We start from the raw sequence: 14098 nt of genomic DNA on the forward strand, positions 1-14098 counted from the left end.
CGACAACTGCTTGTCAGGCTTTGTGTGAACACAACCCTAAGGCTGTGAGTGGGGTATGACCTAGTCGAAGCGGCCGAGGTTCATCACTTTGTCCCATGCTGCGACAAAATCACGCACAAACTTGGCCTGATTGTCGTTCTGCGCATAGACCTCAGCGATGGCACGCAGTTGCGAGTTGGAGCCAAACACCAGGTCGGCCACAGTGGCCGTCCACTGCAACTCGCCACTTGCGCGGTTACGCCCTTCCAACACACCTTGCTTGGCCGATTGCTGCCAGGCCGTGCGCATATCCAGCAAGTTGACGAAGAAGTCATTGCTCAGCACGCCTGGACGCTGGGTCAGTACCCCGTAGCTGCTCTGTGCAAAGTTAGTTCCCAGTACACGCAGGCCGCCAACCAACACGGTCATTTGCGGTGCGCTTAGGGTCAGCAGTTGGGCTTTATCGATCAGCAATTCGCCCTGATACCCTGCCACATCGGCGCGGTAGTAGTTGCGGAAGCCATCGGCCAGCGGCTCCATCGCGGCAAACGACTCAACATCGGTTTGCTCTTGGCTGGCATCGGTGCGCCCTGCGCGGAACGGCACGCTGACCGATTGGCCGGCTTGCTGGGCCGCTTGCTCGATGGCGGCGTTACCGGCCAGCACGATGAGGTCAGCCAGGGACACGCGCTTAGCGCTGCTTTGGGCGCTGTTAAAAGCATCCGCAATACCCTGCAGCTTGCTCAGCACAACGACCAGTTGCTCAGGCTGGTTTACACTCCAGTCCTTCTGCGGCGCTAAGCGCACACGGGCGCCGTTGCTGCCACCACGTTTGTCACCACCGCGGAAAGTCGAGGCCGAAGCCCAGGCGGTGCTGACCAGTTGCGCCACGCTCAAGCCTGAAGCCAGAACCTGGGCCTTCAGCGCTGCTTGGTCTTGCGCATCGATCAGTGGGTGATCCACCGCTGGCACAGGGTCTTGCCAAACTTGCACTTCGCTGGGCACTAACGGGCCGAGGTAGCGGGCAATCGGGCCCATGTCGCGGTGAGTGAGCTTGAACCAGGCGCGGGAGAAAGCATCAGCAAAGGCGTTTTGATCCTTGTGGAAACGCAGGGCGATTTCCTTGTAAATCGGATCAAACAGCAAGCCCAGATCCGCTGTGGTCATCATCGGTGGGAATTGTTTGGCCGGGTTGTGGGCATCCGGGATCATTTGCTCAGGCTTAGGATTTTTCGGCGTCCACTGCTTGGCCCCGGCCGGGCTCTTGGTCAGCACCCACTCGTTACCGAACAGCACGGCAAAAAAGCCGTCATCCCAAGTAGTCGGGTTAGGCTTCCAGGCGCCTTCAATACCGCTGGTGGTGGTGTGCTCACCTTTGCCACTGGCGTATTGGTTGATCCAACCCAGGCCTTGGCTCTCGATCCCAGCGGCTTCTGGCTCACGCCCAACCAGCGCGGCATCGCCAGCACCGTGGGCTTTACCGAAGGTATGACCGCCGGCGATCAGGGCCACGGTTTCTTCATCGTTCATGCCCATGCGGGCAAAGGTTTCGCGGATGTCGCGTGCCGAAGCCAGCGGATCGGGGTTACCGTCCGGACCTTCCGGGTTCACATAAATCAAGCCCATCTGCACCGCTGCCAGCGGGTTTTCCAGATCACGCTCGCCGCTGTAACGGCTATTAGGCTTGTCACTGGTGGCCAGCCACTCGTGCTCAGCGCCCCAATAGATGTCTTGCTCAGGCTCCCAGATATCCACGCGCCCGCCGGCAAAGCCGAAGGTTTTCAAGCCCATGGATTCCAGTGCGACGTTGCCAGCCAGGACGATCAGGTCAGCCCAGGAGATGTTGTTGCCGTATTTCTGTTTGATCGGCCACAGCAGGCGCCGGGCTTTGTCCAGGTTGGCGTTATCCGGCCAGCTGTTGAGCGGGGCGAAACGTTGGTTGCCGGTGCCGGCACCGCCGCGACCGTCTTGAATCCGATAAGTCCCCGCCGCGTGCCAGGCCATACGGATCATCAAGCCGCCATAGTGGCCCCAGTCAGCCGGCCACCAATCTTGCGAGTCGGTCATCAGGGCATGCAGGTCCGCGATAACGGCCTGCAGGTCGAGGCTTTTAAACGCCTCGGCATAATCAAAGTCAGGGTCCAGCGGGTTGCTGCTAGCGCCATGCTGATGAAGGATCTCCAGCTTCAGTTGGTTCGGCCACCAGTCTTTGTTGGTGGGCGCCAAGGCAGTCGGGGCTGGTTTTTGGCCGCCTGAGAAGGGGCATTTAGATTCATTAGACATGATGATCTCCTATTAATGACCGCTGACAGATTGACTGAGAATGACGAGCAAGCATTGATTCAGCCAATAGGATTTACGTATCCCATCAATACATCAGGAAAATCTGACTATAACGAGTCAGCTGGCGGGGGCTTGGGCTTTATTGACTTTCATTGACCGAAATCAGTTTCTGTAGAATTGTTTTACATGTTGTTTTGCGCCTTGCTGGCAGTCAATTTAATCCGTTGTCTGGGTGTTACAGACTTGCTTGGCCTGCCCCAGAGGATCATCCTAAGCCGCCCTTGTTACGGTGAAACCCGTCTCGTTTTGCCCCCTGCCTTTCTATTCTTTTGGAGCTTCGGATGTCTCGACCTCAGTCCATCACCCGGCTGTTAAGCCTGATCAGCTTCGCCTGTTTTGCCATGCTCGCCGCAGCGCTGCTGTTGCAACATGTTGCCGGTTGGGAACCTTGCACGCTGTGTGTACAGATTCGTCTTTGGCTGTTGTGTGCAGGGGTGAGTAGTTTGCTTATCGTGCTACTGGAGACGGCTAAGCTGCGCCTGTTAAGCCTGCCGTTTTGGCTGATTCTGGTCGTCGCTAGCGGCTGGGCGGTCTACGACAATACTCATCTGGTGCTGATCGAGACTGGCCTGATCCCCAGCACCAGCTGCTCGCCCTTCCCCTTCTATGCCTTCACCTTACCGCTGCATGAGTGGTTCCCCGACGTCTTTATGAGTGCCGGTGTGTGCGGCGAAAACGATTACGCCATTCTGGGCATTTCCTTTACCTACTGGACTTTGCTCAGTGTCAGCGTGCTCTTGCTGACCGTGCTGTACAGCGCAGTCCGGGCGCTGCGCCGCTAGCTGCGTTTTTTAGGGCGCGGGTGGGGTGGTCGGTTCGAGCAAGTTAGCCTGCTGCCAACCACCCCCCAAAGCGGCAATCAATTGCACGCTGGACGTAAGGCGGCTACCCAACAGGTTTAAGGCCGTGCGTTCGTTGTTCAAAGCCGTGGCTTGGACATTAACCACCGAGTTGTAATCCACAGTCCCGGCTCGGTATTGGTTTTCCATCAACCTCAAAGCCTCGCGCGAGGCTTGCAGTGCCTGGTCCTGGACTACCGCCTCCTCGGCTAGCACCTGCAACTGCACCAGGTTGTCTTCTACCTCACGCAAACCGTCGAGCACCGACTGGCGATACTGCGCCACGGTCTGGTCATAGATCGCTTCCACTTGCTCCAAACGGGCACTGCGGGCGCCGCCATCAAACAGCGTCAGAGCCAGTTGCGGGCCGACCGACCAGAAACGGTTGGGCAGATCGATCCAATCGGCAAAACTGCTACCGCGATAACCCCCGCTGGCCGACAACGTCAAATCAGGAAACCAGGCGGCTTCGGCCACACCGATGTCGGCATTGGCGGCCATTACGCGGCGCTCAGCGGCGGCGATATCCGGCCTACGCTCTAGCCACTGTGACGGTACATCGAGAGGGATTTGCGGCAGTTCAGGTAAGGCTTCACGCGCAGCAATGTTCAACTCAATCGGGGCCAGGCCCACCAGCACGGCAATGGCGTGCTCCAACTGTGCGCGCTGCCACTTAAGGTCGATAGCCTGGGCTTGAGTGCTTTTGAGTTGGGTCAGCGCCTGGCTGACATCCGACTTGGGCACCACGCCTGCGTTGTATTGGTTTTCGGTGAGGGTCAATGAGCGTTGATAGGCCACCACGGTGGCGTCGAGCAACCGCTGTTGATCATCCAGCACGCGCAGTTGCAGATAGTTCTGCACCAGTTCCGATTGCAGGCTGAGCTTCAGCGCCGCCAGCTCGGCAGCACTGGCCTCATAACTGGCGCGGCTGGACTCCAGCGAGCGGCGCAGCTTGCCCCAGATATCCAGCTCCCACGCCGCATTCAGGCTCAGGTCGTAGTTCTTGCTCGGCGAGGCGCGGCCTTCGCCGCTGCGGCTCACGCCCGTGCTGCTCGACAGGGTCGGATAAAACGCCGCCCGCGCACCACGCACTAGGGCTCGCGCTTGGCGGTACTGGGCTTCGTTAGCGGCGAGGTTTTGGTTGGAGATATTCAGGCGCTCAACCAAAGCATTCAGCTCGGCGTCCTGATACAACTGCCACCACTGCCCGCGCTCTAGCACATCGCTGGGTTTGGCCGGCGTCCAGCCCTCGGCCTGTTTAAAGGCCTCTACGGGCGCATGGCTGGGGCGCTGGTAGTCCGGGCCCAAGGCACAAGCGCTCAAAGACAGGCACAGCGCCAATAAGGTTGGCAGATGGGGCAAACGCATCAGAGTCATAGCGGAGTGTCCAAAGCAGCGTCAGTGCGCACGCCACGCCAGCGATTAACTCGGCGGCGCAGGCGTTCGAAATACAGGTAGATCACCGGTGTGGTGTACAGGGTCAGCAGTTGGCTCAGGACCAGCCCGCCGACGATGGTAATGCCCAAAGGTTGGCGCATCTCGGCGCCTTCAGCGCTGCCGAGCATCATCGGCAGCGCCCCGAGAATGGCCGCCAGGGTGGTCATCATAATCGGCCGAAAACGCAGCAGGCAGGCCTCGCGGATCGACTCCGCTGGGCCCATATGCTGTTGCCGTTCCAGATGCAGCGCCATGTCGATCATCATGATCGCGTTCTTCTTGACGATGCCGATCAGCAAGAACAACCCCAGCAGCGAGATCAGGCTGAATTCGATCTTCATCAATTGCAGCGCCAACAAGGCGCCGACCCCCGCCGAGGGCAACGTGGAAAGAATCGTCAGCGGGTGCACATAGCTCTCGTAGAGCACGCCTAGGACGATATAGACCACCACCAAGGCCAGCAGAATCATCAGCGGTTGGTTGTCCTGGGTTTGCTGGAACGCTCCCCCCGTGCCGCCCATGGAGCCTTGTACCTCAGTCGGCAAGCCTAAGTGCGCGACGGCTTTATTAATCGCCGCCGTGGCCTGATCCAGGCTCACGCCTTCAGCCAAGGCAAAGCCGATATTCTCGGCAGCAAACTGGCCTTGGTGGCTGACCCGATCCTCCTCAATGCTGCGTTCCCAATGGGCAAAGCTGGACAGCGCAACACGCTGGCCATCGGCAGTGATCAACTGAACTTGGTCGAGGGTTTCCGGGTATTCGGCAAACTTCGGATTGATCTCCATCACCACGCGGTACTGGTTGAGGCTGTCGTAGATGGTGGAAATCTGCCGCTGGCTGAAGGCGTTGTTGAGCACGGCAGTGATCATGTTCATGTCGATGCCTAGACGCTTGGCCACATCGCGCTCGACCACTAAGCGAATCTGCTGCGCGCCGTCGACCTCCTTGGCATCGATATCGGTCAGTTCCGGCAGCCCTCGCAGAGCTTCGCGCACCGGCGGCAGCCACTTCTTCAGCAGATCCAGATCGCCGGACATCAGCAGGTATTCGTTTTCCGAGCTGCGCCCTTCCCGTCCGCCAATTTGCAGGTCTTGGTCGGGCATCAGGAACATACGTCCCCCCGGCACTTTCGGCATGCTTTTGCGCAAGCGGTTGATCACATCTTGCGAGCTGTCTTGACGCTGCTTGATCGGTTTTAAACGGACGATGACAAAGGCATTGCCGACACCGCCGCTACCGCCAATAAAGCCGGCCACGCTTTCCACTGCCGGGTCGCTCAGAATGGCGCGGCGGTAGATTTCCATCTTCGGCTGCATGACTTGGAACGACAGGCCGTTGTCGCCACGAATCATGCCGATCAGCTGGCCGGTATCCTGCTGCGGCATAAAGGTTTTCGGCACGCTGACAAACAAAAACACGTTGAGCGCGATGGTCGCCAGAAAGGTAAACAGCATCAGCAACGAATGGCGCAGTGCCCAGTCGAGGGTACGCCGATAAAAGCCCAGCATGCGCTCGTGAATACGATTGCCCAGTTGCTCGATACGCCCAGGTCGATGCCCCTCATGCTCGGCCTTAAGCCAGCGGGCGCAGAGCATCGGCGTCAGGGTCAGCGATACCAGCAGCGAGATCACAATGGCCACCGCCAAGGTGATGGAAAACTCGCGGAACAGCCGCTCGATAATGCCGCCCATAAACAGGATCGAGATAAACACCGCGACCAGCGACAGGTTCATCGCCAGCAAGGTAAAGCCCACTTCGCGGGCGCCCTTAAGGGCCGCATCCATGGGTTTCTCACCGGCCTCGATATGCCGTGAGATGTTCTCCAGCACCACAATGGCGTCGTCCACCACCAAACCGGTGGCAATGATCAGGGCCATCAACGAGATGTTGTTAAGGGAGAAATCCAGCAGGTACATGGCGGCAAAGCTGCCCACCAACGATACCGGTACCGCCAGCGCCGGGATCAACGCGGCGCGCCAGCGGCCGAGGAATGCGAATACCACCAAAATCACCAGCGCCACGGCCAGCAGCAGGGTCTGCTCAGCCTCATGCAAGGTGGCGCGAATCACCGGCGAGCGGTCCATGGCCACTTGCAGGTCGACACTGGCCGGAATCACCGCGCGCAGGCTGGGCATCTGCTCGCGAATTTGCGCGATGGTTTCCAGAATATTGGCCCCGGTCTGCCGGTTGATCACCACCAGCACCGCTTCCTGATCGTTATAGAAACCGCTGTTGTAGCGGTCTTCAACACCATCGGTGACTTTTGCCACATCGCCGAGGCGCACCGCTGCGCCGTCTTGGTAACGGATGATCAGCGGGATGTAATCGGCGGCGGTTTCCAGTTGATCGCTGGCCTGCACCTGCCAATGCTGGGTGCTGTCTTCTACCGCGCCCTTGGGCCGTTTGGCGTTGGCATTGCTGATGGTCTGGCGGACTTCATCGAGGGCCACGTTGTAATGATCGAGCAGGCGCGGCTCTAGGCTCACCCGCACCGCGGGTAAGGAGCTGCCACCGACCTGTACCTCGCCGACGCCACTGATTTGCGACAGCTTCTGGCCGACGATGGTCGAGGCCACGTCATACAGCTGGCCTTTATTGAGCACCGGGCTGGTCAGCGACAGCACCATGATCGGCGCTTGCGACGGGTTGACCTTGGCGTAGGTCGGCATGCTGCGCATGCCGCTGGGCAACAGTTGCCTTGAGGCGTTGATCGCGGCCTGGACTTCGCGGGCGGCGGCGTTGATGTCCTTGTCCAGATCAAACTGCACCATGATCCGCGTGCTGCCTTGGCTGCTGCGGCTGTTCATCTGGCTGACCCCGGCGATGGTGCCGAGCGCCCGCTCCAGCGGCGTGGCCACGCTGGAGGCCATGATCTGCGGACTGGCCCCCGGCAAGCTGGCCTGCACGGTGATGGTGGGGAAATCCATCTGCGGCAGCGGCGACACGGGCAGCAAGCCAAAGCTCACCGAGCCCAGCAGGATAATCGCCAGACTCAGCAGCAGCGTCGCCACGGGCCGGCGAATAAAGGGTGCCGACAAATTCATCGCGACACCACCAGCCCTGCTGCGCTACGGCCAGTTAGGCGCCGCGAGAAACGATCGAAATACAGATAAATAACCGGCGTGGTGAACAGGGTCAGCACCTGGCTCACCAGCAAGCCACCGACCATGACCAAGCCCAGCGGCTGACGCAGTTCGGCGCCGGAACCGCTGGCGAACATCAGCGGGATGGCGCCAAACAGCGCGGCCAGGGTAGTCATCAGAATCGGCCGGAAACGCAGCAGCGCCGCCTGATGAATCGCCGCCTCCGGAGCCATGCCTTGGTTACGTTCGGCATCGAGGGCGAAGTCGATCATCATGATCGCGTTCTTCTTCACGATACCGATCAGCAAGATGATCCCGATGATCGCAATCAGCCCCAGCTCAGTGCCGCTTAACAGCAGGCCGAGCAAGGCGCCGACCCCGGCCGAAGGCAAGGTGGAGAGAATGGTGATCGGGTGGATATAGCTCTCATAGAGCACGCCGAGCACGATATACATGGTCACTATCGCCGCCAGAATCAGCAGCAAGGTGCTCGACAGCGAGGCGCGGAAGGCTTCGGCGGCGCCCTGGAAGCGGCTTTGGATCGCCTCCGGCAGACCAATTTGCTGTTCCACCTGCTCAATCACTGCCACGGCTTCGCCCAGGGACACATTGGGGGCCAGATTGAAGGACAGCGTGGCCGCCGGGAATTGGCCGATATGGTTGATCAAAAGGCTCGCGGCGCGCTGTTCCACATGGGCCAGACTGGACAGCTTGACCTGGGTGCCATCGGCAGCTTTTACATAAATCTGCTCCAGCGCCTCTGGGCCGAGCACGCCCGCGCCACGGCTTTCCAGCACCACGCGGTATTGGCTGGCCTGGGTGTAGATGGTGGAAATCTGCCGCTGGCCGAAGGCGTCGTACAGCGCGTTGTCGATATCCGCCACGCTGATGCCCAAGCGCCCGGCCAAATCTCGGTCGATTTGCAGGAACACTTGCAGGCCACGGTTTTGCAGGTCGCTGGCGACATCGGTCAGGGCCGGCTGCTCACGCAGGGCACTGACCAACTTCGGCACCCACTCCTCGAGCAGGCTGATGTCCGGTGACTCCATGCTGAACTGGTACTGGGTGCGGCTGACGCGGTCTTCGATGCTCAAGTCCTGCACCGGCTGCATAAACAGCTCGATCCCGGAGACTTTCGCCAGTTCTGGGCGCAGCCGTTCGATCACTTGACTTGCGGTCAGATCGCGCTCGGCGCGGGGCGTCAGGTTAATCAGCAGACGGCCGCTGTTGAGCGTCGGGTTATCGCCATCAACGCCGATATAGGACGACAGGCTGGCCACCGCCGGATCTTGCAGAATCACTTCGGCCAGGCGCTGCTGCCGCTCACTCATGGCGCGGAAGGAAATCGACTGCGGCGCTTCAGAAATGCCCTGAATCACCCCAGTGTCCTGCACCGGGAAGAAGCCCTTAGGCACCGCCAGATACAGCACTACAGTCAGGGCCAAGGTCGCCACCGCCACCAGCATGGTCAGCGGTTGATGCTCCAGCACCCAGTTCAGGCCACGGCCGTAAAAGCGCACCATTTTCTCCAGCACCTCACCGGAGGCGCGGTAGAAACGGCTCTCGTTTTCTGCTTTATCGGCCTTGAGCAAGCGCGCGCACATCATTGGCGTCAGGGTCAGGGAGATCACCAGCGAGATCAGAATTGCCACCGCCAGGGTGATGGCGAACTCGCGGAACAGGCGCCCGACCACATCTTCCATAAACAGCAGCGGGATCAGCACGGCAATCAGCGAGATGGTCAGCGAGACCAGGGTAAAGCCGATCTGCTTGGCGCCTTTAAGCGCGGCCTCAAGCGGTGTGGCGCCCTCCTCCAAATGGCGGGCGATGTTTTCCAGCATGACGATGGCATCGTCCACCACAAAGCCGGTGGCCACGGTGAGGGCCATCAAGGTCAGGTTGTTAATGGTGAAGCCGGCCATATACATGATGCCGAAGGTGCCGATCAGCGACAGCGGCACCACCACCGAAGGAATAATGGTGGCGGCTAATTTGCGCAGGAACAGAAAGGTCACCAGCACCACTAGGGCAATCGCCAGCAGCAACTCATGCTGCACGCCCTTGACCGCCGCGCGGATGGTTTCGGTACGGTCGGTGAGCACCACCACATCGACACTGCCGGGCAAGCTCTGGGTGAGGCTGGGCAGCATGGCTTGGATCTGATCGACCACTTCGATCACGTTGGCCCCGGGCTGGCGTTGCACGTTGACCAGCACGGCCGCGTTGGCGTTAGCCCAGGCCGCCAAGCGCTGGTTCTCGGCACCATCGGCGATTTGCGCAACGTCTTTTAAACGCAGCGCCGCACCGTTCTGATACCCCAGAATCAGCTCGCGGTATTCCTCGGGGGTTTTCAGCTGGTCGTTGGCATCCAGTTGCGAGACCTTGGTCGGCCCGTCGAAGTTACCCTTGGGTTGGTTGACGTTGCTGGCGGTGATCAGGTTGCGTACATCACTGAGGTTCAAGCCGTAAGCAGCCAGGGCTTCCGGGTTGACCCGCAGGCGCATGGCCGGCCGTTGCCCGCCCGCCAAGCTGACCAAACCGACGCCACTGGTTTGCGCGAGCTTTTGCGCCAGGCGAGTGTCGACTAAATCGTAAACCTTGGGCAGCGGCATGCTTTGCGATGTCACGGCCAGGGTCAGCACCGGAGTGTCGGCCGGGTTGACCTTGTTGTACACCGGCGGCGCCGGCAAATCGTTGGGCAGCAAATTACTCGCGGCGTTGATGGCCGCCTGTACTTCCTGCTCGGCCACATCGATGCGCTCTTCCAAGTTAAAGCGCAGGGTGATCACCGAGGCGCCCCCGGAGCTGGTCGAGGACATCTGCTTCAGCCCGGGCATCTGCCCCAGCTCACGCTCCAGCGGCGCGGTGACGGCGCTGGTCATCACATCCGGGCTGGCCCCTGGATAGAGGGTCATCACGCGGATGGTCGGATAATCCACTTCCGGCAAGGCCGATACCGGCAACAAGCGGTAAGCGATCAGGCCACTGATAAAGATCGCCACCATGATCAAGGTGGTGGCGACCGGGCGCAGGATAAACAGGCGGGAGACGTTCATTATGGACGCGAACCCGGTTTTTGCTGTGGCTCAGTTGGCTTGGGCGTAGCGGCCGCGTTGGGGGTATTGCTGACCACTTCAACCTTATTGCCGGAACGCAGCCGGTCGGTGCCTTCCATCACCACTCGCTCACCGACCTTGAGGCCCTGCTCCACCACGGTCATTTCACCATTGCTGGTGCCGATGGTGACTGGGGTTTGCTGGACTTTATCCTCGCCATCGACAACGTAAGCAAAGGTGCCGTTGGCGCCATATTGCAAGGCTGCCGCAGGCATCAGCACGGCATTGTTCAGGGTTTTAACGCGCAAGCGCACGTTGACAAATTGGTTGGGAAACAGGCTTTGCTCGGCGTTGGCAAAACGCGCCTTGAGCTTAACCGTGCCGGTGGCAGTGTCGATCAGGTTGTCTAGGCTTTCCAGCTCGCCCTCGGCCAGCTTGTTGCGCTCGCTGCGATCCCAGGCTTCGACCACCAGCTTGTGTTTATCGCGTAATTGCTCAAGCACCGCCGGCAGTTCCAGTTCCGGCAAGGTGAAGATCACCGAAATCGGTAAGGTCTGGGTCAGCACCACCAACGGAGTGGCATCGCTGGAGTTAACCAAGTTGCCCACGTCGGCCTGACGAATACCCAGACGCCCGGCGATCGGCGCGCGTACTTGGGTAAAGTCGAGGTTGAGCTGCGCGCTGGCGACATTCGCCTGCAAGCTTTGCAGGCTGCCACGCAGTTGATTGACCTGGGCCTGTTGGGTGTCGAGGGTTTGCTTGGCGATCGAGTCTTGCGCAAACAATCCTTGATAGCGCTGCAGATCCAGCTCGGCGTTGCGCAGCTGCGCTTGGCTTTCGGCTAATGCGCCCTGGGCTTGCTGCAAGGCGATCTCAAACGGACGTGGATCAATTACCGCGAGCAAATCACCGGCTTTCACTTGCTGTCCATCATTGAACAACAGCTTGACCAGTTGCCCATCCACCCGTGGCCGTACGTTGACGGTGTTATAGGCCGTCACCGTGCCCAAGGCTTTCAGCTCGACAGCGAAGTCCGCTTGACTGACCGGGGCTACCCGCACGGGTACCGGACCGCCGTCGCCAAAGGGGCTCGGGCGCTTGCCGCCTGGCCCAGCTGGCACTCCACCTTGTGGTTGGGCTGGCCAGAACCACCAGAGTAAAAGGGCCAAAATGATCAACGCCGCAGAGCCTAAGAGCCATTGACGGGACTGACTGCGCGAGCGGCTGGAAACGTGTGTATCAGACATAGAAGTGATCGCTTCATTTAGGTGCGTGCACGATATGCACAAACAGGCCGTCTGCAAAGCCTGTTTACCCAATCCTTACCTAACTAAAGTAACCATCCTTCAATAAAAACGGCCTGCAGAGCAGGCCGTTGGAATATCTGGCAACACTTAAGCTAAAACGGCCAGCGCGGCGGCGTAATCCGGCTCGTTAGCAATCTCGCTGACCAGCTCGCTGTGCAGCACCTTATCGTGCTCATCCAAAACCACTACGGCGCGAGCCGCCAGACCGGCCAGCGGGCCGCTGCTGATGGCGACACCATAGTTAGCGAGGAACTCGGCGCCGCGCAGGGTCGACAGGTTAACCACGTTGTCCAGACCTTCGGCGCCGCAGAAGCGCGCTTGGGCAAATGGCAGATCCGCCGAGATGCACAGCACCACGGTGTTGTTCAGCGCATTGGCCTTAGCATTGAAGGTGCGTACCGAGGTGGCGCAGGTCGGCGTGTCGACGCTAGGGAAGATATTCAGCACTTTGCGCTTGCCGGCGTAGTTGCTCAGGCTGACATCGCTGAGGTTAGCCGCGACCAAGCTAAATGCCGGAGCTTGTGCGCCGACTTTCGGCAGTTGGCCGTTGATACTGACAGGGGAGCCTTTAAGCGTAACTTGGGACATGACAGCGTTCCTTGTGGCGGATAGAGAATGCGTAAGGGCTGCCAGCTTACCCGGCTTGGCAGCCCCTGCGCAGTTATTGTGAAGACTTAGCAAAATAGTCTTTCGTCAGCTTGATCACCACTGGGCACAGCAACAGCAGCGAGAGCAAGTTAGGCAGCGCCATCAACCCGTTCAGGGTGTCGGCCACCAGCCAGGCAAAATCCAGCTGGGAGATTGCACCAAACGGCACGGCCACCACCCAAATCAAACGAAACGGCAAAATCGCCTTGGTGCCCACCAGGTATTCCCAGCAGCGCTCGCCGTAATAACTCCAGCCGAGGATGGTGGTAAAAGCAAACACCACCAGTGCCACGGTAAGGATATAGGCTCCGACACCGGGCATGGCCGACTCGAAAGCCGCCGCCGACAGCACCGCACCGCTAGCGCCGCTGGTCCAGACCCCCGAGCAGATAATCGCCAGGCCGGTCATGGAGCAGATGATGATGGTGTCGATAAAAGTCCCGATCATGCCGATCAATCCCGAACGCACCGGGCTGCTGGTCGTCCCTGCGGCCTGAGCGATACCGGCAGTACCCAGGCCGGCTTCGTTGGAGAAAATCCCCCGCGCCACGCCAAAGCGAATCGCCGCCAACACCGCTGCACCGGCAAAGCCACCCGTGGCCGCAGCCGGGGTAAAGGCATAGGTAAAGATGGTGCTGAAGGCTTCTGGGATGCGCTCGGCGTGCACGATCAGTACGGTCAGCGAGGCGATGATATAGCCCACGCACATCAGTGGCACCAGGGCGGCTGCCACCGTGCCAATGCGTTTAATCCCGCCAAGAATCACCAGGCCGACTACCGCCATGGTCACCACGCCCGTGAGCCACAACGGGATCTGGAAGGTGTCGTGCAGCGCCGCCGCCATGCTGTTCACCTGGACCATGTTGCCGATGCCAAAACCGGCAAAGCCGCCGAAGATGGCGAACAACGTCCCCAGCCAAATCCACTTGGGGCCTAGGCCATTTTTGATCGCATACATCGGCCCGCCGACGAACTCACCACGCGCGTCCTTCTCGCGGTAATGCACGGCCAGCACCACTTCACAGTACTTGGTGGCCATGCCGACCAAGGCGGTGCACCACATCCAGAACAACGCACCCGGGCCGCCTAAGAAGATCGCCGTGGCCACGCCGGCAATATTGCCAGTGCCGACGGTGGCGGCCAGACAGGTCATCAGCGCTTGGAAGGGGCTGATTTCGCCGCTGTCACTGTCGCCCTTCTGCCGCCCCTGCCAAGTCAGCTTAAAACCCGCGCCGATTTTGCGCAGCGGCATAAAGCCCAGGCGCAGCATGAGATAGAACCCGGTACCGAGGATCGCCACCAACATCGGTGGGCCCCATACCAGTGAGTTGATTGAATTGACCAGACTGGAAATAACATCCATACGCATATCCTTATTCTTGTAGTGAATGCGAGGGCTCTCGCGC

The 14098-nt window shown here is 59.9% G+C and carries 8 protein-coding genes; 1 reads left to right on the forward strand and 7 read right to left on the reverse strand.

Features of this window, described 5'->3' with window-relative positions; genetic code table 11:
- Positions 1 to 60: 60 nt before the first annotated feature.
- Entirely contained in the window at positions 61 to 2262 is a 2202-nt protein-coding gene (gene katG, locus NTD81_RS08295; protein WP_262181486.1) for a catalase/peroxidase HPI, read from the reverse strand.
- Between the two features lie 341 nt (positions 2263 to 2603).
- Between katG and NTD81_RS08300 the strand changes: the two genes are divergently transcribed.
- Complete coding sequence (locus tag NTD81_RS08300) at positions 2604 to 3104, forward strand: disulfide bond formation protein B (protein WP_262181488.1); 501 nt, start codon at positions 2604 to 2606, stop codon at positions 3102 to 3104.
- 9 nt (positions 3105 to 3113) lie between these two features.
- On the opposite strand, the gene NTD81_RS08305 is transcribed toward NTD81_RS08300, so the two are convergent.
- The 6 genes from NTD81_RS08305 to NTD81_RS08330 form a co-directional block, all read right to left on the reverse strand.
- The gene (locus NTD81_RS08305) at positions 3114 to 4538 is read right to left on the reverse strand and encodes an efflux transporter outer membrane subunit (protein ID WP_410017123.1); all 1425 of its coding nucleotides are present in this window, start codon (positions 4536 to 4538) and stop codon (positions 3114 to 3116) included.
- Positions 4535 to 7642 carry an efflux RND transporter permease subunit gene (locus NTD81_RS08310; RefSeq protein WP_262181491.1) on the reverse strand — a complete coding sequence of 1036 codons (3108 nt, stop codon included), beginning with the start codon at positions 7640 to 7642 and terminating at the stop codon, positions 4535 to 4537. The genes NTD81_RS08305 and NTD81_RS08310 overlap by 4 nt, the downstream gene beginning before the upstream one ends.
- A complete protein-coding gene (locus tag NTD81_RS08315) occupies positions 7639 to 10737 on the reverse strand; it encodes an MdtB/MuxB family multidrug efflux RND transporter permease subunit (RefSeq protein WP_262181494.1) in 3099 nt (1032 codons plus the stop codon). The genes NTD81_RS08310 and NTD81_RS08315 overlap by 4 nt, the downstream gene beginning before the upstream one ends.
- Positions 10737 to 11984, reverse strand: coding sequence for an MdtA/MuxA family multidrug efflux RND transporter periplasmic adaptor subunit (locus NTD81_RS08320; protein WP_262181496.1), 1248 nt, complete (start codon positions 11982 to 11984; stop codon positions 10737 to 10739). Before NTD81_RS08320 ends, NTD81_RS08315 begins: the two co-directional genes overlap by 1 nt.
- Positions 11985 to 12131: 147 nt before the next feature.
- Entirely contained in the window at positions 12132 to 12632 is a 501-nt protein-coding gene (gene tpx, locus NTD81_RS08325) for a thiol peroxidase (protein ID WP_262181498.1), read from the reverse strand.
- Between the two features lie 73 nt (positions 12633 to 12705).
- A complete protein-coding gene (locus NTD81_RS08330; protein ID WP_262181501.1) occupies positions 12706 to 14055 on the reverse strand; it encodes an alanine/glycine:cation symporter family protein in 1350 nt (449 codons plus the stop codon).
- Positions 14056 to 14098 lie beyond the last annotated feature (43 nt).

It is taken from the genome of Pseudomonas sp. 5P_3.1_Bac2 (assembly GCF_025465995.1).
GTDB lineage: Bacteria > Pseudomonadota > Gammaproteobacteria > Pseudomonadales > Pseudomonadaceae > Aquipseudomonas.

What these genes read in the sequence shown, in the direction of transcription:
- NTD81_RS08310 (WP_262181491.1), bottom strand. Translation starts at nt 7,642, where the DNA reads ATGAATTTGTCGGCACCCTTTATTCGCCGGCCCGTGGCGACGCTGCTG.
- NTD81_RS08315 (WP_262181494.1), bottom strand. Translation starts at nt 10,737, where the DNA reads ATGAACGTCTCCCGCCTGTTTATCCTGCGCCCGGTCGCCACCACCTTG.
- NTD81_RS08330 (WP_262181501.1), bottom strand. Translation starts at nt 14,055, where the DNA reads ATGGATGTTATTTCCAGTCTGGTCAATTCAATCAACTCACTGGTATGG.
- katG (WP_262181486.1), bottom strand. Translation starts at nt 2,262, where the DNA reads ATGTCTAATGAATCTAAATGCCCCTTCTCAGGCGGCCAAAAACCAGCC.
- NTD81_RS08320 (WP_262181496.1), bottom strand. Translation starts at nt 11,984, where the DNA reads ATGTCTGATACACACGTTTCCAGCCGCTCGCGCAGTCAGTCCCGTCAA.
- tpx (WP_262181498.1), bottom strand. Translation starts at nt 12,632, where the DNA reads ATGTCCCAAGTTACGCTTAAAGGCTCCCCTGTCAGTATCAACGGCCAA.
- NTD81_RS08305 (WP_410017123.1), bottom strand. Translation starts at nt 4,538, where the DNA reads ATGACTCTGATGCGTTTGCCCCATCTGCCAACCTTATTGGCGCTGTGC.
- NTD81_RS08300 (WP_262181488.1), top strand. Translation starts at nt 2,604, where the DNA reads ATGTCTCGACCTCAGTCCATCACCCGGCTGTTAAGCCTGATCAGCTTC.